Below are 22,517 nucleotides of genomic sequence, written 5' to 3'. Positions count from 1 at the left end.
CCAATACTGTTTTAGGATCCATTGATTCAGTTTTATGTATGATTGAAGAACAAGAAACGATAAGGAACGAAGCCAATGGCGCTGACATTTCGACAGTTGCGTTACTTTCTGGTGCTCTCGGAGGAGCTGCATTTCGGTAGAGCAGCGCAGCGCCTGCATATTTCTCAACCACCGCTAAGTGCCAGCCTGCGTCAACTGGAAGAGGAGCTAAAGGTCAAGCTGCTGCTGCGCAATAGCAAACGCGTTACCCTCACACCCGCCGGAGAAGCCTTCCAGCGCCAGGCACGCCGGATTCTCGAGCAGCTAGAAGACTCGCAAACGCTGGTGCAGCGCATTGCTTCAAGCGCTACCGGCCTGGTGCGTGTCGGGTTTACTCCCGCCATGCTCTTTCGCGGCCTGCCGGAACTGCTCAAACGCCTGCAATCCCGCTATCCCGGCATCGAAATACAATTGATCGAACGCAACTCGGCAGATCAAGTAGAAGCAGTGATGCAAGAACAACTCGATATCGGCTTCATCCACTCGATGCCGTTACCCGTGGGGATCGAGTCGGTCATCCTGTCGGACGAGCCCTTCCTGTGCTGCTTGCCAGCACATCACCACCTGGCAGGCCGACGCGAGTTGGCGGTCAAGGAACTGGACAATGAGCCCATCATCCTGTTTGGACGCGACCTTGCCCCTCACTATTACGACAGGATCATCGGTCTATTCCACCACGCCGATGTTAAACCCCATATTTGTCACGAAGTCTCCCACTGGTTGACCATTCTTGCCCTGGTAGCCAATGCGATGGGCGTTGCTCTAGTTCCCCAATCACTTGCCAAGGCTGGATTTTCCAATGTGAGCTTTCTCCCTCTGAGCGATTCAACGACACGACATCAGTCGCACTGCATATGGCGCGGCGATGCGAAGCAACATGAAGAAATCCGTCAGTTGCTGCTTAACTGCCTAAAAGAACAACAGCAAATCAGGTAAGCACGGCGCCAAGCTCAGCAGCCCCCCTACCTGCCTTACTCTCGCTGGCGCATGCTGGTTACTTCATTCCGTCGTGAGGAAACGCAGTGCAGCTGTTTTTGCCAACGTGCGAAATAGCGCTTTCGCGACTACGCTGTAGAAACGCTCACTACTCAAAGGAAGAGAATATGTCTACTACCACTATCGTCGTTATCGTTGTTGTTATCGTTGCCGTACTCGGTGTCGGCTTCAGCGGCGTGCTGCCTTTTTAATACGCGAATAGATTAACGTAGAGCGTTGAAACGCTTCTGCTTCATACCTACCCAGCTGGCCTACTGAGGGTCAGCTGCTAATCATTCAATATCAAAACGTTCATATCAAATAACCCCCTACCACCATTCGATTACATTTACAAACTGTAAAACATTCTAATCCAGTAAGACGTAACCATATTTTTAGCTCAGGCAATCAAAAGCCTCTTTACAACTTATTCATTAACTACAACTAATTACACTATTGTTATACGCCTTTTATAAAGCAGGCTAGATTTTTACATATATTTAGATTAGCAGCTCATCATAGGCACTATTGAAAAATATCTCATTCCTACCAACTTAGGAGTTAAGCATGCCTACTGCTCTGCCGCCTCATACCTATCTAATGATTCGCAAGATAGAAAGTAATTATACTCTTACTAGTGAGGAAAAGCTGACACTGCAGAAATTACCGGTACAAACCGTAGACGTAAAGCCTGGTCAAGACATCGTCAAAATGGGTGATCAACCTACTCAATGTTGCTTACTCCTAGAGGGTTTCTCATGTGTATATAAATTAACCCTTGAGGGGAAACGGCAGATAATGGCACTGCATATACCTGGAGATATGCCAGATCTGCAAAGCCTGCACCTGCAAGTCATCGATATTAATATTGCCTCACTCAGCCCATGTAAACTCGGTTTCATACAGCACCGTGATTTGCATCTTTTATTTGAGCAGCACCCTCGCCTCATCACCCCCTTCTGGCACGAGACGTTAGTGGACGCCTCTATCTTCCGCGAGTGGCTTTTAAATGTCGGGCAACGCGAAGGTTACTCACGCATCGCTCATGTTATCTGTGAGCTCCTGCTACGCCTGAAGGCAGTGGGGTTAGTGGAGGGTAATTCTTTTCACATGCCCATTAGCCAAGCGGAACTGGCAGACGCAACGGGAATGACCCCAGTGCATGTCAATAGGGTATTACAATCGCTTCGCAACAATGGCTTAATCCACACTAACAGAAGACAGATAATCATACCTGACTGGCAAAAATTACAAGAAGCTGGCGAGTTTGACTCACTTTACCTACACCTTAAAAATGACTAATTATTCGCAAGCTGGCTTTATCCTTACCCGCCTTTATACGAACAACTAAAAAGGCCAAGGATCGCCAACGCAAATAAATAGCTAAGCCGACGGTGCGTGCATGGCCTGCACCCGCGACTATATTGATTTTGACCGCAGGAACTGAGTGCAATACCTGAGCATTCCGCTAATGTGTTTCCTTATGTCATACATCGAACTCCGCGCGGCGCCGACTGAACTAGAGTAGGACTCACTGACCACACAGCGTTGACCATTACTGCGTTGTGGCCAACTAGCTGACACCATCAGAGCCTTGCGCACTATGCTTTGCACACAAAGAAAAAGGCCGCCAAGCTAAGTGCTTGGCGGCCTTGAAAATTCTGTGGCGGAGGGGGAGGGATTCGAACCCTCGAAGCCTTGCGGCTTACACACTTTCCAGGCGTGCTCCTTCGACCACTCGGACACCCCTCCGCGTTTTGGCGCTGTTAAAAGGCTGAACCTTTCGCGACAGAACGGCGCATATACTATTGGCTAAGCCTCGAAATAGCAAGCCTTTTCAGGCTGATGGCCCTTTCGATTAGTGTGGCGGCAACACAGCGTAGCTGCCGCTGGCTTCCAGGCAGAGCCTCTCGCCGCAATAGAGCTGCTGGGTCAGAGCTATGCGGCCTTTTCCTCGCTCAGCGAGCTTGCTGGCAAGCTGAGTGGGGCCTTCTGGCACGGCTGGCGTACATACCAGGCGGTAGTCACTTGTTACCGGCGCAAGAAAGCGCTGACTGGCCTCGGCGACGACGACATCCCGGTTGATCCCCCGCTCACGCAACCATAACGTTACCCAGCACCAGCCTTGCAGTGTGGTTTGCGCCGTTAATGCACCACCAAAGCCCGTGCCTTTATCGTTAAGGTTGGGCGTTAACGCCAATTGCCAGGTTAGTGCATCGCCTTGGCGCGTTACTGCGCGAATGCCCAACGCACTCACCATAGGTATGGCATCGCTCAACCACTGCTGAAAAGCGGCCAGATTTTCCGGCTGGCCTTTTGGCAGGGGCAATCGTGGATGAGGGATGCCTGGCTGACGGGGGAGACTCATCGCTAGTCCCAACGCTCCACAAAGTCGGCAACATTATGCTGCGGCACGGGTTTGTGGCGTCCACCTAAGGTGCCCAGATAGATAAACGCGACGACTTCGTCATCTTCATCCAGGCTTAGCCCTTTACGAACCACGGGGTCAAACGCGTACTTGCCACTGCGCCACATAGCACCCAGACCCAGGGCGTGGGCCGCCAGCAGAATGCCATGAGCGGCGCATCCGGCAGAGATCACCTGCTCCATTTTGGGCACTTTTTCCAGTTCGGGCGTAACGTTAGCGATCACGGCGATAATCATCGGCGCCCGCAGCGGTTTTTTGCGTGCAGAGTTGAGCGTTTCGTCGTCGGCGCTGGGGTCTTCCTGAAACTCCGCCTCAGCAAATAGCTCGCCTAGCCGCTCACGCCCCTCCCCGCTGAACTCGATAAAGCGCCAGGGGCGCAGCTCTTTATGGTCGGGCGCACGTAGTGCGGCCTGGTAGATAGCGCTGAGCTGTTCGGCGCTGGGCGCTGGTTCCGTCAACTTGCCCATTGAGCTACGTTCGTGAAGCAGCGTAAGTGCGTCCATTAATGACTCCAAATCCAATCGTGAAGGGCTACTGTAGCACCACCCTTTATAACACTGCCGTTTACTGCCTTGCCAGACGCAGCGGCGTGGGCGGGGTTAGCCCGGGCGTTGCCCGCCAGGGGCTGATATCCAAGCCACCACGGCGAACATAGCGCGCCAGCACTAGCAGTTGTGTAGGCTTTGCCTGGGCCATTAGGTCGGTAAAGATATGTTCAACGCAGTGCTCGTGAAAATCCTGGTGCTGACGAAACCCAATGAGGTAACGAAGCAGCCCTTCGCGATCGATTTTAGGCCCTTTATAACGCACCAGTACGCTGCCCCAGTCTGGCTGGCCGGTAACAGGGCAGTTAGATTTCAGCAAGTGCGAGTAGAGTGTCTCTTCGACGATCTCCTCCCCTACCGTTAGATGAGTGCTGCTAGGCGTGTAATCGCTTATGGCGATATCTAAATCATCCAGGCACTCCCCCGGCAGGGAGCGTGCTGAAAGCTCTGGGGCATCCACATCGAACAACTCAACGCTCACCTCGGCACCCGCTGCAGCGGCCAAGTCGTGAGCGAGGGTTTTCATCACGTCCTCACGACTATAGAAACGGGTTTGATTGAAGCTGTTGAGGTAGAGTTTCCAAGATTTAGACTCAATCAGATGGGGTGAGGCGGCTGGCAAACGAAAGCGTGCTACCGCCACAATGGGCTTGCCACGGCTGTTCAGCCAGGAGACTTCGAAGGCGTGCCACTCGTCTTCGCCTATAAACGGCAAGTCACCCTCTTCTATCCCCAGAGGCGCGCGGTTGGCCGCCCGGGGAATCGGATATAACAGCCCTGCGTCATACTGCTCAGGGTAGGCGGAATCGCGCCCTAACGGCGCGTGTTCTAAAGTATCCGGTCGATGCGCCATGGCGTCAAAACTCCCTAATGATTCTCAATCTGGCGGTCATGGGTTTAGCTGCGGATTCCCTTACCGCGCTCCAGCATCACCAACGCTATACCAAATAGCACGATAATAAAGGCAAAAATGGCAGCGAGGGCCCAACCAACAGGAATATCCGAGACGCCCAGGAAGCCATAACGGAAAACGTTGACCATGTACAAAATTGGATTGAGCATGGAAACGCCCTGCCAGAAGTCGGGCAACATTGAGATCGAGTAGAACACCCCACCCAAATAGGTCAACGGCGTAAGGATAAAGGTCGGCACGATAGAAATATCGTCGAACTTATTGGCCAGTAACGCATTAATAAAGCCACCAATAGAGAACAACGCAGACGTGAGCACGACAACTAATACTGTGAGCAGCGGATGCTCCATGGTTAAACGGGTAAAGAACAGCGAAACGATTGTAACGATTAACCCCACGCCCAAGCCTCGCGCCATTCCGCCTAAAATAAAGCCGGCCAGGATCACCCAATTGGGCATGGGCGAAACCATCATCTCTTCGATCGAGCGCTGAAACTTATTGGAGAAGAAACTCGACGCCACGTTGGAGTAGCTGTTGGTAATCACCGACATCATGATCAGCCCTGGGACAATAAAGTCCATATAGCTGAAGCCGTCCATGTCACCAATCCGCGAACCGATTAGGTTGCCGAAGATAATGAAGTACATCGCCATGGTGATTGAGGGAGGCAGCAGCGTTTGCGGCCAAATGCGGGTGAAACGTTTGATCTCTTTTAGCACTAGCGTCCAAAGAGCAATCAATGTTTGCGTAGCATTCATGCGCGCTCCTCCGTCTTCTCAACGCGCTGGTCTATCGCCCCTAGCCCACTACCTTCCACCATCGACACAAACATCTCCTCTAAGCGGTTGGCTCGATTACGCATGGAAACCACCTGGATGCCCTGCTCACTCAACGCCTTGAAGACATCGTTTAAACGTTGCCCGCGATGCACCACGAGTGATAGCTGAGTAGACTCCAGCTGTTTTATCTCAAACCCGTCTATCTTAGGGATCTCTGTAATAGCTTCGGAGGTATCAATTAGGAAGGTCTCGGTATTCAGCTCAGCCAGCAGGCCTCGCACGCTAGTGTTCCGCACAATGTCGCCATTATTGATAATCGCCACATTACGGCACAGGCTCTCAGCCTCTTCCAGGTAGTGAGTCGTCAGGATGATGGTGGTGCCTTCGTCTTGGTTAATCCGCCGCATGTACTCCCACATGCTGCGCCGCAGCTCGATATCCACCCCGGCGGTTGGCTCATCCAGAATCAACAGCTTGGGACGATGCATCAGCGCTCGAGCGATCATCAGGCGGCGCTTCATGCCACCTGACAGCATGCGCGCGCTGCCGTTGCGCTTTTCCCATAGGCCCAGATCGGTCAACAGTTGCTTAGCGCGGGGCAAAGCTTCGCGACTGGTCATGCCGTAGTAGCCTGCCTGAGCCAGCACGATATCGAGCACTTTCTCAAATTGATTGAAGTTGAACTCTTGGGGTACCACGCCCAGCTGATACTTGGCTTTAGCGAAGTCTTTATCCACATCGATACCGAATATGGAGACCTTGCCCGCCGTCTTTTGCACCAGCGAGCAAACCACCCCCAAGGTGGTGGATTTACCGGCGCCATTGGGGCCCAACAGCGCAAAAAAATCGCCCTGCTGGACGTCTAGATCAATACCTTTAAGCGCCTGAAAGCCGTTGCCATACACCTTGGTGAGGCCACGGATCGACAATGCCGGTTCGGCCATGAACATGTCCTGTCAGCAAAAAAAGAAGAGAAGGTAAAACATTAGGGCGCAAACGACTTTTTTCAAGGCGGGCAAGACCACCAATCGTCAGACACGCAAACAGTGATGCCCAGCAATTAGCCGATACATCATGGAAACAAAGGGAAGACTAAACTTTTGAAGCTGGGAAATTGCAGAACTATCTGATCTTGTTTATATGGAGCGGGAAAGGAGATTCGAACTCCCGACCCTCGCCTTGGCAAGGCGATGCTCTACCACTGAGCTATTCCCGCAACGTAAACAACGTATAAAGCTAGATGGCGTCCCATAGGGGGTTCGAACCCCTGTTACCGCCGTGAAAGGGCGGTGTCCTAGGCCACTAGACGAATGGGACTAATTGGAGCAGGACAATAACTTAATCCGACACCTAAAACTGGAGCGGGAAAGGAGATTCGAACTCCCGACCCTCGCCTTGGCAAGGCGATGCTCTACCACTGAGCTATTCCCGCTTATAGAACACTTGCTATGCAACATTCTGTTTATCGGAAGTGGCGTCCCATAGGGGGTTCGAACCCCTGTTACCGCCGTGAAAGGGCGGTGTCCTGGACCACTAGACGAATGGGACACTTTAAGTACTTCAATTACGTGTAGCTGGAAAGGAGATCGACTGGGCTGGCACACCAGCTCCCGGCCCTCGCCTGCTTTTAACACTTTTAGTACTTGGAGCGGGAAAGGAGATTCGAACTCCCGACCCTCGCCTTGGCAAGGCGATGCTCTACCACTGAGCTATTCCCGCATTCCGATAAACCTGACGATCTCTTATCTTTAAAGGCTCAGCCTCAAAAATAAGTGGCGTCCCATAGGGGGTTCGAACCCCTGTTACCGCCGTGAAAGGGCGGTGTCCTAGACCACTAGACGAATGGGACGTTTCATTGCCTCGTCGAGGTGGCGCGTATGTTACTCAGACCTCATTGAGCTGTCAAGCACTCTGCCACTTCTAAGCTAACTGCCCCTCTTTCAATCACCTACACACGAAGCTCTACCTGAAGCTCCCAAAACCGAAAGGGTCAAAAAAAGCAAAGCCTGCGATGCCAACGTGCACGCTGAGAGTGCTCTGCGCACTCATTAGGCGCTATATCGGTGCAAGCGGTTATTTTTCTTGTACTTACACTCGCAAGCCACAACCTACAAAAACCTTTAAAATCTTTTATTTATAAAAAAAATCGATTTTTATGGCACACCCCTTGCTACTTCATTGTGTTCCCTTGCTGACCAACTCCCCCATTAATGAGGTGTGCTATGTCCTTATCCCGTCGCAAGTTTCTCACCACAGCTGCCGTCTCTTCCACGGCAGGCCTTGTCTTGGGCGCCCCATCTATCGCCCGCGCGCAGTCCGCCGAGAGTTTCAACTGGCGTATGACCAATGCCTACCCGCCCGGCTCGCCGTTTTACGTGGAAGGCCCTGGCAGCCCCACTGATGTGATCGCCAAAATCAACGCCATGTCCGGCGGGCGACTCAATATTCAGCATTTTTCATCCGGCGAACTGATTCCGGCCTTTGAAGGCTTTGAAGCCGTTCAAAGCGGCACCATCGAAATGAACGCCGCTAACAGCTATTTCTGGTCCGGCACTACCTTTGCCGCTCAGTACTTTACTACCGTGCCCTTTGGCATGAGCTTTATGGGCCATATGGCGTGGCTTTACCACGGCGGCGGTTTGGAGCTTTGGCACGAGGTGTACGAGCCCTACGGCATGGTCGCCTTCCCGCTAAATAATACCGGCGTGCAAATGACTGGCTGGTTCCGCGAGCCGATTGAGGATATTAGCCAGCTCAACGGGCTGCGCATGCGCGTTCCTGGCTTGGCGGGCCAGGTTTACTCTTCACTTGGCGTGGATGCCCGGGTACTGCCCGGTGGTGAAATTTTCCCCGCGCTGGAGCGTGGCGTGATTGATGCAGCCGAGTTTGTGGGTCCTTTCCAAGACCGCCGTATGGGGCTCCACAACGCGGCCAAGTTCTACCACACCACCGGCTGGCACGAACCTTCAACCACGGGTGAGCTGCTCATCTCGAAAACCCACTGGGACAGCCTGCCAGAAGACCTGAAGATGATTGTCAAAACCGCCTGTATGGCCGCCTGCTTGGAGAGCGTGACCTGGTCTGAAGCGGTCAATGGCGAGGCCATGACCGATCTAGTGGAGAACGAAGGCGTGACCGCTAGCATGCTGCCCGAACCGGTTGTCGATGCGCTGCGCGAAGCGACAATGGACACACTCTCTAGCGAAGCCAACGCCGACCCGCTGGTGCGCAAAGTGCACGATAGCTACATGGCGTTTAAAGCCAACCACGACCGCTGGGCGGGTGCCAGTGAGCGGGCTTGGTTAAACGACATTATCGGAGTCTGATATGCGCGCCGTGGCATTTTTTGTCCACGGAGTTGAGGCGGTGGTTCGGCTATTTGGCTGGATCGCCGCCTGGATCTGCGTGGTTTTAATCGGACTCGTCGCTGGCGATGTATTGATGCGCTATGTGTTCAGCATTGGCGCGATATGGCTGCAGGAGCTGCAGTGGCACTTGATTTCGCCTATTGCGCTGTTTGGCATGTCGTATTTGCTATTGATGGGCGAGCAGGTGCGCGTAGATGTTTTCTACGAACGCTTCCCCTTGGGCCTGCAACGGGTGATCGAGGTCATCGGCGGTCTAATGCTGCTGGTGATGGGGCTGTATATCGCCTGGCTGACGCTGCCCTGGATCGCCCAGTCATTCGCCCGCGGCGAAGCGTCGCCCAACCCCGGTGGCCTGCCGCTGCGTTGGCTGCTCAAATCGCTGATTCCATTCGGTTTTGTCCTTCTCGCGCTGCAAGGGTTGGCCCACGCGCTGCGTCAGGCTTTCGCCCTACCCACACGAGGTGAATAACGCATGTCTCCCAATGAATGGCTGGCGATCGGCATGATCGTGGCTTTTTTCGTGTTTCTGCTGGTCGGCATCCCGGTTGGCATCAGCATCGCCGCTACCGCCTTTTTCTTTGGCTACATTGGCTTTGGCCCGATGCTGTTTAATCTACTGCCGTCACGTATTTACGGCGTAGTGACCAATTACACCTTTATGGCCATACCGCTGTTTGTGTTTATGGGGGTGATGCTGGAGAAGTCGAAGCTTGCCGAGGAGTTGATCGATGTCATCGGCCACCTGTTTGGCGGCCTCTCGGGGGGCATGGGCGTGGCGATCATCCTCGTGGGTGTGCTGTTAGGCGCCGCCACGGGCATTGTGGGCGCCACTATCGTCACCCTTGGCCTGCTCACGCTACCGACGCTGCTACGCCGCGGCTACCCTAAAACCCTGGCCACCGGGATGATCTGCGCGTCCGGCACCTTGGGGCAGATTATTCCGCCTAGCCTGGTGCTGATTCTGCTCGCGGAAATTTTGGGTGAATCGGTCGGCACCATGTTCGCAGCGGCCATGGTGCCGGGGCTGACCCTGGCGGCGGTGTATATTATTGCCATTCTGGTGATCGCCAAAATGTATCCACACCTGATGCCGCCGATTCCCGCCGAAGAGCGTGCGAGTATGGAGCGGCGCCAACTGGTACGCAAAGTGCTCACCGTAGTGGGTCCTCCTGTGGGCTTGGTGTTTGCCGTACTGGGATCAATTATTGGCGGTATCGCCGCTCCCACCGAAGCTGCGGCCATGGGGGCGCTAGGTGCACTGCTGTTTGTAGCCTGCTCAGGGCGGTTAACCTTTGCGCTGCTCAAAGAGGTTGCCAAGGCCACGCTGGTGATCTCGGCCATGGTGTTCTTTATTTTGATCAGCGCCCAGGTATTTGGCTTGGCATTTCGTGGCTTGGGGGGCGAGCACTTGGTGGCCCGTATGTTCGACTGGGTACCCGGTGGCGAGCTTGGCGCGATGCTATTCATGCTACTGCTGATGTTTGTGCTGGGCTTCTTCCTTGAGTGGATAGAGATCAGCTATATTGCCCTACCGCTGTTTTTGCCCTTCTTTGTGCAGATGGGCGTCGATATGGTGTGGTTGGGTATTCTGGTGGGGCTCGTGCTACAAACTTCGTTTCTTACCCCGCCCTTTGGCTGGTCGCTGTTTTTCCTCAAGGGTGTAGCGCCGAAAGAAGTCTCGACGCTGGATATTTATAAAGGCGCGCTACCGTTTATCGGCTTACAGTTTATCGCCGTGGCACTGGTCTTTATCTTCCCCAGTATTGCCACGTGGCTGCCGAACGCGATTGGCTGGTAACCCTCTACCTGATAATTTTTATTAATAACAAAGGATACTCGTCATGCTCCACACCCAACGCAGTTACGGCGGCAGTTGTGTCGCCCCTCACCACCTCGCCGCCAGCGCCGGGCGCGATGTGCTTAAACAGGGCGGCAATGCGGTAGAAGCCATGGTCGCTGCGGCGGCCGCCATTGCGGTGGTCTACCCGCATATGAACGCCCTGGGTGGCGATGGCTTCTGGCTCATTCATGAGCCGGGCAAAGCGCCCATTGCCATTGACGCCTGCGGCCCAGCGGCTGGGCTCGCCGATAGAGATTTCTATGCGGGTGAAGCGCAGATTCCCGAGCGCGGCCCTAAAGCTGCTCTGACCATGGCAGGTACTATTGGCGGTTGGCAGGAAGCACTAAACGTAGCGTCAGCCTGGGGTAAACCACTGCCCCTAACAACGCTGCTGGCGGATGCCATTCGGCATGCAGAATCAGGTATTTCAGTTACTCAAAGCCAAGAAGCACTCACCGCTAAGCACGTTGAGCGCCTGTCTCAAAGCCCCGGCTTTACTGAAGCCCTACTGCTTAACGGCCAGGTTCCCCGCGAAGGCGAGCGGTTGCGCCAGCCGCGCCTGGCCGCGACACTAAAGCGCTTGGCGGAAGCGGGGTTAGACGACTTCTACCGCGGCGAACTGGCCGCGAGCATGGCGAGGGACTTAGAGGCGGTAGGCAGCCCACTGCGTCTGGCAGACTTTCACGCCTACCGCGCCCAGCAAGTCACGCCGCTGGAAGTAACCCTGCAGGATGCCACGCTATATAACCTGCCCGCCCCCACCCAGGGCATGGCCTCGTTAATGATTTTAGGCATTTACGAGCGCTTAAAAGCCGCCGAACCCAACGGTTTTGAGCACCTGCACGGACTCATCGAGGCGACCAAGCGCGCCTTTATCCTGCGCGACCAAAACGTCACTGACCCCGGCCGCGTACCCACACCGCTGCAGGAGTTACTCAGCGAAGAGAATATTGGCCGGGAGGCGACTCACATCGACCCACAGCGCGCCCTGCCCTGGCCCCACGAGCCTGCGCCAGGTGACACCATCTGGATGGGCACCGTGGATAACGAAGGGCGTGCGGTGAGTTTTATTCAGAGCATCTACTGGGAGTTTGGCAGCGGCGTAGTGCTGCCGGAAAGCGGTGTACTGTGGCAAAACCGCGGCATCAGCTTTTCGCTTAATCCTGAAGACCTGCGCGGCTTAGCCCCTGGGCGCAAACCCTTCCACACGCTGAACCCGGCGCTGGCCAAGTTTAACGATGGTCGCACCCTGGTCTACGGCACCATGGGCGGTGAAGGCCAGCCGCAAACCCAGGCGGCGATATTCTCACGCTACGCACTGCACGGTATGCCGCTGCAGCAGGCGATTACGGCGCCCCGCTGGTTGTTGGGGCGTACCTGGGGCGAAACCAGCACTAACCTAAAACTTGAGAACCGTTTTGATGACACCTTGGTGGCAGCCCTGGCCACAGCAGGCCACGATGTGGAAGTGCTGCCCGAGGCGTTCAGTGACACCATGGGCCATGCGGGCGGTATTGTGCATCACCCGGATGGGCTGATAGAGAGCGCCCACGATCCTCGCAGTAACGGCGGTGCGGCTAGCGTATAGAATTAGATTAAATATAAAGGCTTATAAAACCCTTGATAGTGGGGTGCTAGGACAGGTTGAAGCGAGGGTCTTGCGACAGGGATGTCGCAAGTAGCGCCCACGGATGGGTTCACAGCGCCCTCGCGGAAACCTGTCCTGGCACAGCGATGTATAATCGCCCATGCTGAAACTCATGATGACCAAGTGGTGTCACTAGGCTAGTGAGCCCAAACAACGCTTGGTCTCAGCGATGTATAGAGCAATGTATAAGGGAGAGGAACAGAGCATGGCGAAAATAGAAAAATCCCCTGACGAGTGGCAACAGCAGCTAACCCCCGAGCAGTACCGCGTAGCGCGTGAGAAAGGCACCGAGCGCCCGTTCACCGGTGATTATCAGGTCAGCGACGCCCAGGGCATTTACCACTGCGTCTGCTGCCACGCGCCACTGTTTGAGAACGAGCATAAATTCGATGCTGGCTGCGGCTGGCCAAGCTTTGATCGGCCGCTGGGCAGCCGCTGCGTTGAGGAGCATACGGATACTACTCACGGCATGCAGCGCACGGAGGTAGTTTGTTCCCACTGCGATGCTCACCTGGGCCACGTATTTCCCGATGGGCCGCCGGAGACTACCGGGTTACGCTACTGCATCAACTCAGTCTCACTGGAATTTCACCCCGACGAGTAATCGCTGATAAATCCTCTCAAGGAAACCCAGCAAGGCGGGCGCCATCTGCTAGAATGGACGCCCGCTTTTTTTGTGCCGTTATTTTTGTACTTGCAGGAGAAACCCATGCTCGGCTGGTTCCCCGGACATATGAACAAGGCCCGCCGCCAGATCAAGGAGGTGCTGCCTGAAATTGATGTCGTCATTGAGGTACTCGATGCGCGGCTGCCCTACTCCAGCGCCAATCCGATGCTGGCCGAGCTAACCCGCCACAAGCCGGTGCTGAAAATTCTTTCCCGCGCCGACCTCGCCGACCCAGAGCGAACGGCCGAATGGGTGGCTTATTTCGATGCCCAAGAGAATATGCGCGCCTTGGCGGTGACCACTACCAACACCCGCGAACTCAAGAAAATCCCCAAGCTGTGCCATGAGCTGGCCGGAGCCGTTCGTGCTGACCGGGATGTACGCGTGATGGTGATGGGCATACCGAATGTCGGAAAATCAACGCTGATTAACGGCCTGGCCGGGCGAAAAATCGCTAAAACCGGCAACGAGCCCGCGGTGACCAAGCGCCAGCAGAAGGTGCGCATCGATGGGCGCGTGGCGCTTACCGATACGCCTGGAGTGCTATGGCCGAAAATTGAAGATCAGGCTAGCGCCTATCGTCTTGCGGCCACCGGCGCCATTCGTGATACTGCTATCGAGTACGCCGATGTGGCGATTGTCACCAGCGCAGAGCTGGCCAAACGCTACCCCAAAGCGCTCACCGAGCGTTATAAGCTCAAAGAGCTGCCGCCCTACGCCGCTCCAGAGATCCCCCACGACATTGATGCAGATGGCCCGAAAAAGCCCGACTTTCTCGCTATTGCTGGCTTCGACGGTAACGCCATCTTAAAAGATATCGCTGCCCGCCGAGGCGGTCTGCGTCCCGGCGGCGCCGTTGATCTGCACCGCGGCGCGGAAGTGCTGCTTCACGAACTGCGTGATGGCAAGCTGGGCAGGTTAACGCTTGAAACCCCGGCAGACATTCCTCCGCCGCCCGTGCAAAACGACGAAGACAATCAAGCACTTTCCGACGCATAATGGCCTAATAGCTCTATAGCCGACGATGGCTTGTGGGCGCAGTTTTTAGACACTCATGCTTTTTGGACACTTTTGGGCCTCTAGCTACTTTTGGACAGACACCTCATGGATACCCCGCAGTCGCACGAATCACACCCGTTAAAGAAATCTCATAAACTGCACAATGTCTGCTACGACATTCGCGGCCCGGTACTCGACCATGCCAAGCGTTTGGAAGAGGAAGGTCAGCGAATCCTCAAGCTAAACATTGGTAACCCTGCGCCCTTTGGTTTTGAGGCGCCGGAAGAGATTCTTCAGGATGTGATGCGTAATCTGCCCACCGCCCAGGGCTACTGCGACTCCAAAGGCCTCTACTCTGCCCGTAAGGCGATCATGCAGGAGTGCCAGCGCAAGCAGATTCCCGGCGTGGGTATAGAAGATATCTTTATCGGCAACGGCGTCTCTGAGCTGATCGTGATGGCCATGCAGGCGCTGCTCAACGACGGTGATGAAGTACTCATTCCCGCGCCGGACTACCCGCTCTGGACGGCGGCCGCCCACCTTTCCGGTGGTCACGCAGTGCACTACCTGTGCGACGAACAGGCGGACTGGACGCCTGACATGGCGGATATTCGTGCCAAGATCACCAGCCACACTCGCGCCATTGTGCTGATTAACCCCAACAACCCCACTGGCGCGGTCTACCCCCCCGCCGTGGTAAAAGAGGTGTTGGCCATCGCCAAGCAGCACAACCTGGTGGTGTTCTCTGACGAGATCTACGACAAGATTCTGTATGACGACGTCGAGCACACTGCCACGGGCGCCCTGGCGGACGATGACCAACTGGTCATCACCATGAACGGCCTCTCCAAAAGCTATCGTTGCGCCGGTTTCCGCTCGGGCTGGATGATTATCTCCGGCACCCTGGCCAAGCTCAACGCTCAGGACTATATCCAGGGGCTGAATATGCTCGCCTCCATGCGCCTGTGTGCCAACGTGCCTGCCCAGCATGCGATTCAGACCGCACTGGGGGGCTATCAGTCGATCAATGATCTGATCCTGCCCGGCGGGCGGCTGCTGGCCCAGCGCGATATTACCGTGGAAAAGCTGAACGCAATCCCCGGCGTCTCCTGCGTAAAACCTAAAGGCGCGCTCTACGCCTTTCCACGGCTCGACCCCAAGGTTTTCAATATCAAAGACGACCAGCAGATGGTGCTGGATTTGCTGCTGCAGGAAAAGATCTTACTGGTACAGGGCACGGCCTTTAACTGGCCAGAACCGGATCATGTGCGCATCGTAACGCTGCCCTGGGCAGATCAATTAGGTGATGCACTCGATCGCTTTGCCAATTTCTTGTCACGCTATCGGCAGTAGCTTTTGTAGCCATGACTTGAAACTGCCATGAACAGCACGTATCTAAGCCATTAATCTAGTAAAGCTTCGATAAACTTTAGGGGAGTACCTGCATTATGATGCGAATTCTGCTGTTTTTAGGCACCAATATAGCGGTTTTGCTGGTCGCCAGTATTACCTTGCGCCTGCTAGGCGTAGAAAGCTACCTCCGCGGCCAGGGCATCAACTTCACCAGCCTGCTGATCTTCTGCTTTATCTTCGGCATGGCAGGTTCCATCGTTTCGCTGTTTATCTCCAAATGGATGGCCAAGCGCAGCACCGGCACGGTGATTATCGAAACGCCCTCCAACTCTACCGAACAGTGGCTGCTGGACACGGTCGCTGAGCTCTCTCGCGAGGCGGGTATCAAAACTCCGGAAGTGGGCATTTTTCCGGCTCAGCAGTCCAACGCCTTTGCCACCGGTTGGAACAAGGATGATGCGCTAGTGGCCGTTTCGGCTGGCCTACTCAACCGCATGCGCCCGGAAGAAGTGCGTGCGGTTCTGGCTCACGAAATTGGTCACGTCGCTAACGGCGATATGGTCACCCTGGCGCTAATTCAGGGCGTGGTGAACACCTTTGTGATGTTCTTTGCCCGGGTAGTGGCGCACCTAGTGGATAACTTCCTACGCAGCCGCAGCGATGGCGAAGGCGGACTGGGCTTTATGGGCTACTTCGCGGTAGTCATGGTCGCTGAAATTGTATTCGGCATTTTAGCCTCGGCTATCGTCGCCTGGTTCTCGCGCTACCGGGAGTACCGCGCCGACGAAGCAGGTGCGCGGTTGGCGGGCACCAACGCCATGGTGAGTGCCCTGGCACGCTTGAAAACCGAAACCGAAATGCCCGATCAAATGCCGGATACGCTGCGCGCCATGGCCATCACCAAAGGCCAAACGCGTTCGCTGGTGGAAAAGCTATTTGCCAGCCACCCGCCTCTGGATGAGCGCATCCGCGCGCTGAAAGAAGCCGCTTATCGTCAGTAAGTTTTTCAGTAGCTCCATACATTTAAGGCCCGCATCTGCGGGCCTTGCTGTTTTTCGCTACCTGTTTTTCACAGCGTGTTTTTCACAACCTAGCAAGCGTTACTGCAAACCCAGCCCCACGCAATACGCCTTCCAGCGTTACCGCTTCCCCTGATAGCTGCACGTTGAGCGTGGCGAATTCACGCCGCAGCGGGTAGTTGGCACGGCAATCATCAAAGCCTTTGCGCATTCCGTGGTGCTGGGTTTGACGCTGAAGCGCATCGTGGTCGCGGCGCACGTCATACGCCGCTCTCATGCAGAGCCGCAGAGCGTCTTCCGGGGGAAGTGCGTGCTGCAGATGCAGGGACACAAGGGCGGGTGATGGGCAGATATCAGCAAACGTCAACTCGCTAGGCTGGTCGCAGTGACGGGCCAGCGCCTGCTGAATCATCCAAGTGCCGCGTAGTTTGCCGTCCAAGCTATGCCCGGCGATATGGGGCGTGGCTAGTGAGACCAGATCACGCAATCCTGCGTCGATACTGGGCTCCTCCTCCCACACATCCAGTATGGCACTGATATCGCCCTTGCTCGCAAGGCGACTGCGTAGCGCTAAACCATCCACGCAGTCACCCCGCCCCGCATTGAGCAGCACACAACCGGGTGCCAGCTCCTCGATGCGCTGGGCATTGAGGAGCTGGTAAGTCGCGTGAGGGCCTGCTTGGGTAAGCGGTGTATGCAGGCAGAGCACATCACAGCGCTCGATCAAGGCGTCTAAGGAGTGAAACCCTTGCTCAGATCCCTCTTCTGCCCTCTCTACAGCTGCCTTGGGCGGATCACAGGCCAGCGTTGCCACACCCATGGCGGTTAGCCGCGCCTGCAGTCGGCTGCCCACATTGCCCACCCCCACAATACCCACGGTACGCTCGCTAAGTGCCCAGCCATCGCGTTCCGCCAGGGTCAGCAGGCTGCTCAGCACATAATCCACCACCGCTTCGGCGTTGCAGCCTGGCGCGCTGGCAAAATCGATATCGCGCTGGGCAAGCGCTGTTTGGTCAATATGATCGGTGCCGATGGTGCAGGTGCCGATAAAGCGCACGGCGCTATCGGCAATTAGCTGATTGTTGACCTGGGTAATCGAGCGCACGATGAGTGCATCGGCATCCTGCAGGTGGGCGGCGTTTATCTCCCGCCCAGGCACGCGGGTGAGCGAACCGAAATGGCCGAAACAATGCTCGGCAGCGGGGATATTGGCGTCGATGACAAGTTTCATAGGCGTTTGGGTATCCGAGCTTTACAATACGCCCGCGACGGCTTGATGGGCAGGCGTGTTTAAAGGCTATCTTTTAAAGGCTAAGTAAGGAGAGTGTTGTGATCGTACGCTGGGAAACCAACCATGACTATGTGTTGGTTCATATTCACCAGGATATGTTTGGTGACTGGATTTTCAGTCGCGCCTGGGGCCAAATCGGCACTCAGTTTGGCGGCCTGAAACATCAGCTAGCCGATACGCTGGATCAAGCCCATATGTGGCTGGAGGACGAGGCCACCATCCAGTCCTCACGAGGCTTTCGCAAGGTGCTGGAAGTGGCCGACCATACCCCGGAAGGTCAGGAAGCGATGCGCCAGCTATCGCTACTGGATGCGATATGAGCCGCTCGAATCCGGCCATGCATTTATTAACCACGCACTTATTAACCATGCATTTATTAACCTAAGAAACGTCGGCCATCACGCTTATGGGCGCCTTTAGGCGGCGCGGTGTCTGGCAGTGCTGTAAACGCTGCCAGCGCTGCCTCATCCAGCCAGCCGCGCTCGCGCAACCAGGCGCTTAAACGCTCCAGCTCAAAGCCACAATCCAGCTCATTGCCTTCGCTATCCACTATCACCGGTATCCGCACGCCGTAGCGCTCAACCAGGGCGTCGTCATCACTAATCTCGATGTGGTGCAGCCACACCTCTTGATTCGCTAGTGCGGCCACCAGTGCTTCTAACTGGCTACATAGGTGGCAACCCATGGTCGTGTAAAGGGATAGCTGAATCATGCAAAAACTCTCTTATGACGCCTTATGACGAAGTAAAAACACATGGTGCAGGTTCGTACGCCGCTGGAAATCGGGATCGAAACTGCGCCCGGTGATATCCTCTACCGCGTAGCGCTCGCTGAGTGATTCATCCAGTTTAAAGCGCCGCTGGTTATTAGAAAACACCAAGGTTCCACCGGATGCCAAGCGCGCCATGGCGAGCTCCACAAGCCGTGGATGATCGCGCTGCACGTCGAGGGTGTCGCGCATCTTCTTCGAGTTGGAGAACGTCGGCGGATCCATAAAGATCAGGTCAAACTCGGCGTTGGCGGTCTCCAGCCAGCGGAAACAGTCGTCGCGAACCACGCGATGCAGCCGTGTATCGAGCTTATTCAGCGCAAAGTTGTCCTTGGCCCACTCCAGGTAGGTATTGGACATATCCACGCTGACGCTGTCGCTGGCGCCGCCTAAGGCGGCCTGCACCGTTGCCGTGGCGGTATAACAGAACAGGTTCAAAAAGCGTTTACCGCTGGCCATTTCACCCAGCATGCGTCGTACCGGGCGGTGGTCTAGAAACAGACCGGTATCCAGGTAGTCACGCAGGTTTACCCAGAGCCGAGCTGTGCCTTCCTGCACCTCAAAACGTTCGCCGCTGGCAGCGCGTTTTTGGTACTGGGCACTGCCGGTTTGGCGCTCGCGACGCTTGATATAGATTTTGCTGGCGTCAACGTTAAGCGCCTCTGGCATGACTTCCAAGGCATCGTACAAGCGTTTCTGCGCTTGAGCCGGATTGATCGAACTGGGCGCCGCGTACTCTTGCACGTGTACGCGGTCACCGTAACGATCCACCGCCAACGCGTACTCGGGCATATCGGCGTCATACACGCGATAGCTGGTTTCGCCGCTCTGCTTCAGCCACTTTTTCAGCCGCTTCTGATTTTTAATCAGCCGATTGGCAAACATCTGGGCATTGTCTTGGTTTTTATGAGCCGTTTGCTCTTCGCTAGCCTCTTCACTAGGCGCCGCCACTGCACCGCTCTCGCTCTGAACAGGCTTTGTATCGCTAACGGTCGGCAGGTGCTCGGCGTCACCAATTTCCATGAGCAGCAGTTTGGCATCCAAGGCACCGTTTTTAAGCGCGTACTGTTTGTGCGCACGCATCCCCAATCGGTGGCCGAGATCAGGGTTGCCGGTAAATACCGCCAGCGTCCAGCCGGGGAATAGCGCTTTGGCTTTCTCACCCAGCTGGGCGTAGAGACGCACCAGTTCAGGCAGCTCGCCCAAGCGTTCGCCGTAAGGAGGATTAGTGATCAGCAGGCCACGTTCGGCGGTGAGCGTTTCGGGGCGGGTAAGCTGGGCTAGGCTCTGCCCATGCAGAGCAATCAATGCCGGGATGCCCGCTCGCATGGCATTGGCTTTCGCCGCAGAGAGCGCCGCGGGGCTCTGGTCGAAGCCTAATAGCTGGGCCTTGCAGCGCTTGCGACCAATCGAAGCACGCGCTTCGGCTTCGCGCTTCTGTTCCCGCCACGCTTCGTCATCGTGACCTGCCCAGCCGTGAAAGCCGAACCGTTCACGGTTCAGGTTCGGTGCTTGGTCAGCTGCCATCATGGCGGCTTCGATAAGCAGCGTGCCTGCACCACACAGCGGGTCAATCAACGGCTCTCCCGCTTTTAAGCGCTCTGGCCAGCCTGCACGCACCAACAGCGCGGCGGCCAAATTCTCTTTTAGCGGCGCATGGCCTACATCCCGGCGGTAGCCGCGGCGGTGCAGGCTTTCACCAGAGAGATCCAGGCCAATGGTTAAGTTCATACGGTGCAAGTGGGCGTAGATACGCAAGTGCGGTGTTTTGGTATCCACATTGGGGCGTTCCTGCCCCGCCAGCTGGAGGGCATCAACCACGCCGTCTTTAACGGTTTGCGCACCAAAGCGGGTATGGCGAATCTGTTCGCTACGGCCGTGAAAATCAACCGCCAGCGTATTGCCAGGCGCCAAGTGTTGAGTCCAGGCTATGCGAGCAACTACATCGCGCACCTGATCGGCGGTGTCGATCATCGATTCGCGTACCAGGGTCAAAATGACCCGGTTGGCCAATCGCGACCATAGGCATACCCGGTAGGCGATAGCTTGACTGGCGGTGAAATACACACCGGCCACCGTGGTTTTACCCGGCGTGGCGCCCAATGCCACTAGTTCATCGTGGAGCAAGCCTTCAATGCCTTTCGGGCAAGTGGCTAGCAGACTCAAGGGGGCGTTTTGATTCGACTCGGTCATGATAATAACGGCGCGTAATGGCGCGGAATTCCTATATATAGCAAATGAGTTTACGTTTTATGACAAATTGATAGTCGACAGATGACACCATCATGGTCTAACAATAAGAGAGTAGCTACTGAAAAACGCATGCGTTACCTGTCAGGGTCGATTTAAGACTCGGCCTATGATTTGAATGAGATCGCCACTCGACCCGTTCAGCTCGTGAGTGCTAGACATTTGAGTTGAGGCGGCGACTCGCTCTTGAAGCAAGCTCTCGGAATAATGGATATTTGCGAACATGTTTTGTGAATAGATTCGACAATATCCTATTTCTTATCAAAGGCTTTCGTGAAAAGAGGTTAGCCAATGAAACGGCAAAAACGTGATCGCTTCCAGCGGGCTTATGTCCACGGCTACAAAGCGGGTGTATCGGGTCGTTCTCGTGATGACTGTCCCAGTCAAGATATCAATTTACGCGAATACTGGATGAGCGGTTGGCGTGAAGGTCGCGGCGACCAGTGGGATGGGATGACCGGCATCTCCGGTATCCATAAGAACCCCATGGTCATGACTTAACGTTTTATTTTTCTTTACGTCTGAACGAAGGTTTCAAGTGAGCCCACTTTAATCGGTGGGCTTTTTATCGGCTGGCGTTCCAGCGGCTGGCGCTCCAGCAGCTAAAGCCTTCAACGCTCTGACGCACTCCCCCACCAGCTTCGGGCCTTGGTAGATCAAGCCTGAATAGAGCTGTACTAAATCTGCTCCAGCGGCGATCTTGGCTTGGGCTGCAGCGGCACTATCGATACCGCCTACGCCAATAATTGGCAACGCGGGTAGATGCTCGCGCAGTTGGCGAATAACACGATTGGATGCATCAAAGACCGGTTTCCCAGAGAGTCCGCCGGCCTCATCCGCTTGGGGATCGCCCTGCACGGCCTCACGGGAAACCGTGGTATTAGTGGCAATCACGCCATCAAGGGCGTTGCGCTCGATACTTGCCGCCATTAAGGCTACTTCTTCAGCGCTCATATCCGGGGCAATCTTAATTAGCAATGGTACGTTGCGGCCCGTTTGGTCATTGAGCTCTGTGGCTCGTGCTCGAATCGGCCCTAATAGCGCGTCCAGCTGTTCGCCGAACTGGAGGCTGCGCAGTCCCGGAGTATTCGGCGAGGAGACGTTAACCGCAATGTAATCCGCATAAGGGTGCACCGCGTCTAAACATACCAGGTAGTCATCCAACGCCTGCTCTACCGAAGTAGTCAGGTTTTTACCGATATTGATGCCCACAATGCCGCCGTAGTGGCGCTGTTTGACCTGCTGAATCAGGTGCTCAACCCCCTTATTGTTAAAGCCAAAGCGGTTGATGATCGCTTCATGCTGCGCTAAGCGAAACAGCCGGGGCTTGGGGTTGCCTGGCTGTGGCTTAGGCGTGACGGTGCCTACTTCGACAAAGCCAAAGCCCAGCGCGCCAAGCGCATCCAGGTGGTCAGCATTTTTGTCCAACCCAGCGGCGAGCCCCACCCGATTGGAAAACCGCAGCCCCATCAGCTCGACGGGATCGTTTACCGGCTTACCAAATAGCCGCGTTACCCCACCGACACGATGCAGTGCATCCAACGCGCTCAGCGCCATACCGTGGGACTTTTCTGGATCAACGCGGAAGAAGATCGAGCGGGCGAGGTTATACATTTTCAGCGTCTCTCCAGAGC

At 55.4% G+C, this 22,517-nt stretch carries 21 protein-coding genes and 7 tRNA genes; 12 read left to right on the top strand and 16 right to left on the bottom strand.

Annotation, left to right across the window (positions count from 1 at the left end; translation table 11 throughout):
- Positions 1 to 75: 75 nt before the first annotated feature.
- Both JI62_RS16360 and JI62_RS16355 read left to right on the top strand, forming a co-directional pair.
- A complete protein-coding gene (locus tag JI62_RS16360; RefSeq protein WP_088701150.1) occupies positions 76 to 975 on the top strand; it encodes a LysR family transcriptional regulator in 900 nt (299 codons plus the stop codon).
- Positions 976 to 1,581: 606 nt separating this feature from the next.
- Entirely contained in the window at positions 1,582 to 2,316 is a 735-nt protein-coding gene (locus JI62_RS16355) for a Crp/Fnr family transcriptional regulator (protein WP_088701149.1), read from the top strand.
- A gap of 362 nt (positions 2,317 to 2,678) precedes the next feature.
- Here JI62_RS16355 and JI62_RS16350 read toward each other — a convergent pair.
- The 12 genes from JI62_RS16350 to JI62_RS16295 form a co-directional block, all read right to left on the bottom strand.
- Positions 2,679 to 2,766 (bottom strand) — tRNA-Ser (locus tag JI62_RS16350).
- Positions 2,767 to 2,872: 106 nt separating this feature from the next.
- Positions 2,873 to 3,382, bottom strand: a complete 510-nt coding sequence (locus JI62_RS16345) for a YiiD C-terminal domain-containing protein (RefSeq protein WP_088701148.1) — start codon at positions 3,380 to 3,382, stop codon at positions 2,873 to 2,875.
- A 2-nt stretch (positions 3,383 to 3,384) separates the two neighbouring features.
- Complete coding sequence (locus JI62_RS16340; protein WP_088701147.1) at positions 3,385 to 3,945, bottom strand: nitroreductase family protein; 561 nt, start codon at positions 3,943 to 3,945, stop codon at positions 3,385 to 3,387.
- Between the two features lie 61 nt (positions 3,946 to 4,006).
- Positions 4,007 to 4,840 carry an NADPH-dependent 7-cyano-7-deazaguanine reductase QueF gene (gene queF, locus JI62_RS16335; RefSeq protein ID WP_088701146.1) on the bottom strand — a complete coding sequence of 278 codons (834 nt, stop codon included), beginning with the start codon at positions 4,838 to 4,840 and terminating at the stop codon, positions 4,007 to 4,009.
- Positions 4,841 to 4,884: 44 nt separating this feature from the next.
- A complete protein-coding gene (locus JI62_RS16330; protein ID WP_088701145.1) occupies positions 4,885 to 5,658 on the bottom strand; it encodes an ABC transporter permease in 774 nt (257 codons plus the stop codon).
- Entirely contained in the window at positions 5,655 to 6,623 is a 969-nt protein-coding gene (locus tag JI62_RS16325; protein ID WP_088701144.1) for an ABC transporter ATP-binding protein, read from the bottom strand. Before JI62_RS16325 ends, JI62_RS16330 begins: the two co-directional genes overlap by 4 nt.
- 197 nt (positions 6,624 to 6,820) lie before the next feature.
- Positions 6,821 to 6,895, bottom strand: a tRNA-Gly gene (locus JI62_RS16320).
- Between the two features lie 25 nt (positions 6,896 to 6,920).
- Positions 6,921 to 6,996 (bottom strand) — tRNA-Glu (locus tag JI62_RS16315).
- A gap of 40 nt (positions 6,997 to 7,036) precedes the next feature.
- Positions 7,037 to 7,111, bottom strand: a tRNA-Gly gene (locus JI62_RS16310).
- Positions 7,112 to 7,151: 40 nt separating this feature from the next.
- Positions 7,152 to 7,227: transfer RNA gene (locus tag JI62_RS16305), tRNA-Glu, on the bottom strand.
- A gap of 96 nt (positions 7,228 to 7,323) precedes the next feature.
- Positions 7,324 to 7,398: transfer RNA gene (locus JI62_RS16300), tRNA-Gly, on the bottom strand.
- Between the two features lie 54 nt (positions 7,399 to 7,452).
- Positions 7,453 to 7,528: transfer RNA gene (locus JI62_RS16295), tRNA-Glu, on the bottom strand.
- Positions 7,529 to 7,901: 373 nt separating this feature from the next.
- Between JI62_RS16295 and JI62_RS16290 the strand changes: the two genes are divergently transcribed.
- The 8 genes from JI62_RS16290 to htpX all read left to right on the top strand — a co-directional run bounded on the left by JI62_RS16290 (position 7,902) and on the right by htpX (position 16,555).
- Complete coding sequence (locus JI62_RS16290) at positions 7,902 to 9,005, top strand: TRAP transporter substrate-binding protein (protein ID WP_088701143.1); 1,104 nt, start codon at positions 7,902 to 7,904, stop codon at positions 9,003 to 9,005.
- 1 nt (position 9,006) lies between these two features.
- Positions 9,007 to 9,516 carry a TRAP transporter small permease subunit gene (locus tag JI62_RS16285; protein ID WP_088701142.1) on the top strand — a complete coding sequence of 170 codons (510 nt, stop codon included), beginning with the start codon at positions 9,007 to 9,009 and terminating at the stop codon, positions 9,514 to 9,516.
- 3 nt (positions 9,517 to 9,519) lie between these two features.
- Positions 9,520 to 10,845, top strand: a complete 1,326-nt coding sequence (locus tag JI62_RS16280; protein ID WP_088701141.1) for a TRAP transporter large permease — start codon at positions 9,520 to 9,522, stop codon at positions 10,843 to 10,845.
- A gap of 43 nt (positions 10,846 to 10,888) precedes the next feature.
- Positions 10,889 to 12,475: a gamma-glutamyltransferase family protein gene (locus JI62_RS16275; protein WP_088701140.1), complete on the top strand. Its 1,587-nt coding sequence runs from the start codon at positions 10,889 to 10,891 to the stop codon at positions 12,473 to 12,475.
- 265 nt (positions 12,476 to 12,740) lie between these two features.
- On the top strand, positions 12,741 to 13,139 hold the full coding sequence (msrB, locus tag JI62_RS16270; protein WP_088701139.1) for a peptide-methionine (R)-S-oxide reductase MsrB: 399 nt from the start codon (positions 12,741 to 12,743) through the stop codon (positions 13,137 to 13,139).
- Between the two features lie 105 nt (positions 13,140 to 13,244).
- On the top strand, positions 13,245 to 14,201 hold the full coding sequence (gene ylqF / locus JI62_RS16265) for a ribosome biogenesis GTPase YlqF (RefSeq protein WP_088701138.1): 957 nt from the start codon (positions 13,245 to 13,247) through the stop codon (positions 14,199 to 14,201).
- A 105-nt stretch (positions 14,202 to 14,306) separates the two neighbouring features.
- Positions 14,307 to 15,554 (top strand): pyridoxal phosphate-dependent aminotransferase, encoded by a 1,248-nt coding sequence (locus tag JI62_RS16260; protein ID WP_088701137.1) that lies wholly within the window; start codon positions 14,307 to 14,309, stop codon positions 15,552 to 15,554.
- 95 nt (positions 15,555 to 15,649) lie between these two features.
- Positions 15,650 to 16,555, top strand: a complete 906-nt coding sequence (gene htpX, locus JI62_RS16255) for a protease HtpX (protein ID WP_088701136.1) — start codon at positions 15,650 to 15,652, stop codon at positions 16,553 to 16,555.
- Positions 16,556 to 16,637: 82 nt separating this feature from the next.
- Here htpX and pdxB read toward each other — a convergent pair whose 3' ends face one another.
- Positions 16,638 to 17,804, bottom strand: coding sequence for a 4-phosphoerythronate dehydrogenase PdxB (pdxB, locus tag JI62_RS16250; RefSeq protein WP_088701135.1), 1,167 nt, complete (start codon positions 17,802 to 17,804; stop codon positions 16,638 to 16,640).
- A 98-nt stretch (positions 17,805 to 17,902) separates the two neighbouring features.
- On the opposite strand from pdxB, the gene JI62_RS16245 reads away from it, so the two are divergent.
- The gene (locus JI62_RS16245; RefSeq protein ID WP_088701134.1) at positions 17,903 to 18,184 is read left to right on the top strand and encodes a hypothetical protein; all 282 of its coding nucleotides are present in this window, start codon (positions 17,903 to 17,905) and stop codon (positions 18,182 to 18,184) included.
- Between the two features lie 56 nt (positions 18,185 to 18,240).
- Here JI62_RS16245 and JI62_RS16240 read toward each other — a convergent pair whose 3' ends face one another.
- Positions 18,241 to 18,576: a glutaredoxin family protein gene (locus JI62_RS16240; RefSeq protein ID WP_088701133.1), complete on the bottom strand. Its 336-nt coding sequence runs from the start codon at positions 18,574 to 18,576 to the stop codon at positions 18,241 to 18,243.
- 12 nt (positions 18,577 to 18,588) lie between these two features.
- Positions 18,589 to 20,826 carry a bifunctional 23S rRNA (guanine(2069)-N(7))-methyltransferase RlmK/23S rRNA (guanine(2445)-N(2))-methyltransferase RlmL gene (rlmKL, locus tag JI62_RS16235; RefSeq protein ID WP_088701132.1) on the bottom strand — a complete coding sequence of 746 codons (2,238 nt, stop codon included), beginning with the start codon at positions 20,824 to 20,826 and terminating at the stop codon, positions 18,589 to 18,591.
- 348 nt (positions 20,827 to 21,174) lie between these two features.
- On the opposite strand from rlmKL, the gene rmf reads away from it, so the two are divergent.
- Entirely contained in the window at positions 21,175 to 21,384 is a 210-nt protein-coding gene (gene rmf, locus JI62_RS16230; RefSeq protein WP_035577708.1) for a ribosome modulation factor, read from the top strand.
- 48 nt (positions 21,385 to 21,432) lie between these two features.
- Here the strand turns inward: rmf and JI62_RS16225 are convergent, their stop codons facing one another.
- Positions 21,433 to 22,497 (bottom strand): quinone-dependent dihydroorotate dehydrogenase, encoded by a 1,065-nt coding sequence (locus tag JI62_RS16225; RefSeq protein WP_088701131.1) that lies wholly within the window; start codon positions 22,495 to 22,497, stop codon positions 21,433 to 21,435.
- Between the last annotated feature and the right edge of the window lie 20 nt (positions 22,498 to 22,517).

It is taken from the genome of Halomonas campaniensis, assembly GCF_002211105.1.
GTDB classification, from domain to species: Bacteria; Pseudomonadota; Gammaproteobacteria; order Pseudomonadales; family Halomonadaceae; genus Vreelandella; species Vreelandella campaniensis_A.
Note: the sequence above shows the minus strand (reverse complement) of the source record. Positions and strands in the feature narration are given on the sequence as shown.

Bases quoted from the DNA above. Each gene is read 5' to 3' on its own strand.
- JI62_RS16360 (WP_088701150.1), top strand. From the start codon at position 76: ATGGCGCTGACATTTCGACAGTTGCGTTACTTTCTGGTGCTCTCGGAG.
- JI62_RS16355 (WP_088701149.1), top strand. From the start codon at position 1,582: ATGCCTACTGCTCTGCCGCCTCATACCTATCTAATGATTCGCAAGATA.
- JI62_RS16345 (WP_088701148.1), bottom strand. From the start codon at position 3,382: ATGAGTCTCCCCCGTCAGCCAGGCATCCCTCATCCACGATTGCCCCTG.
- JI62_RS16340 (WP_088701147.1), bottom strand. From the start codon at position 3,945: ATGGACGCACTTACGCTGCTTCACGAACGTAGCTCAATGGGCAAGTTG.
- queF (WP_088701146.1), bottom strand. From the start codon at position 4,840: ATGGCGCATCGACCGGATACTTTAGAACACGCGCCGTTAGGGCGCGAT.
- JI62_RS16330 (WP_088701145.1), bottom strand. From the start codon at position 5,658: ATGAATGCTACGCAAACATTGATTGCTCTTTGGACGCTAGTGCTAAAA.
- JI62_RS16325 (WP_088701144.1), bottom strand. From the start codon at position 6,623: ATGGCCGAACCGGCATTGTCGATCCGTGGCCTCACCAAGGTGTATGGC.
- JI62_RS16290 (WP_088701143.1), top strand. From the start codon at position 7,902: ATGTCCTTATCCCGTCGCAAGTTTCTCACCACAGCTGCCGTCTCTTCC.
- JI62_RS16285 (WP_088701142.1), top strand. From the start codon at position 9,007: ATGCGCGCCGTGGCATTTTTTGTCCACGGAGTTGAGGCGGTGGTTCGG.
- JI62_RS16280 (WP_088701141.1), top strand. From the start codon at position 9,520: ATGTCTCCCAATGAATGGCTGGCGATCGGCATGATCGTGGCTTTTTTC.
- JI62_RS16275 (WP_088701140.1), top strand. From the start codon at position 10,889: ATGCTCCACACCCAACGCAGTTACGGCGGCAGTTGTGTCGCCCCTCAC.
- msrB (WP_088701139.1), top strand. From the start codon at position 12,741: ATGGCGAAAATAGAAAAATCCCCTGACGAGTGGCAACAGCAGCTAACC.
- ylqF (WP_088701138.1), top strand. From the start codon at position 13,245: ATGCTCGGCTGGTTCCCCGGACATATGAACAAGGCCCGCCGCCAGATC.
- JI62_RS16260 (WP_088701137.1), top strand. From the start codon at position 14,307: ATGGATACCCCGCAGTCGCACGAATCACACCCGTTAAAGAAATCTCAT.
- htpX (WP_088701136.1), top strand. From the start codon at position 15,650: ATGATGCGAATTCTGCTGTTTTTAGGCACCAATATAGCGGTTTTGCTG.
- pdxB (WP_088701135.1), bottom strand. From the start codon at position 17,804: ATGAAACTTGTCATCGACGCCAATATCCCCGCTGCCGAGCATTGTTTC.
- JI62_RS16240 (WP_088701133.1), bottom strand. From the start codon at position 18,576: ATGATTCAGCTATCCCTTTACACGACCATGGGTTGCCACCTATGTAGC.
- rlmKL (WP_088701132.1), bottom strand. From the start codon at position 20,826: ATGACCGAGTCGAATCAAAACGCCCCCTTGAGTCTGCTAGCCACTTGC.
- rmf (WP_035577708.1), top strand. From the start codon at position 21,175: ATGAAACGGCAAAAACGTGATCGCTTCCAGCGGGCTTATGTCCACGGC.
- JI62_RS16225 (WP_088701131.1), bottom strand. From the start codon at position 22,497: ATGTATAACCTCGCCCGCTCGATCTTCTTCCGCGTTGATCCAGAAAAG.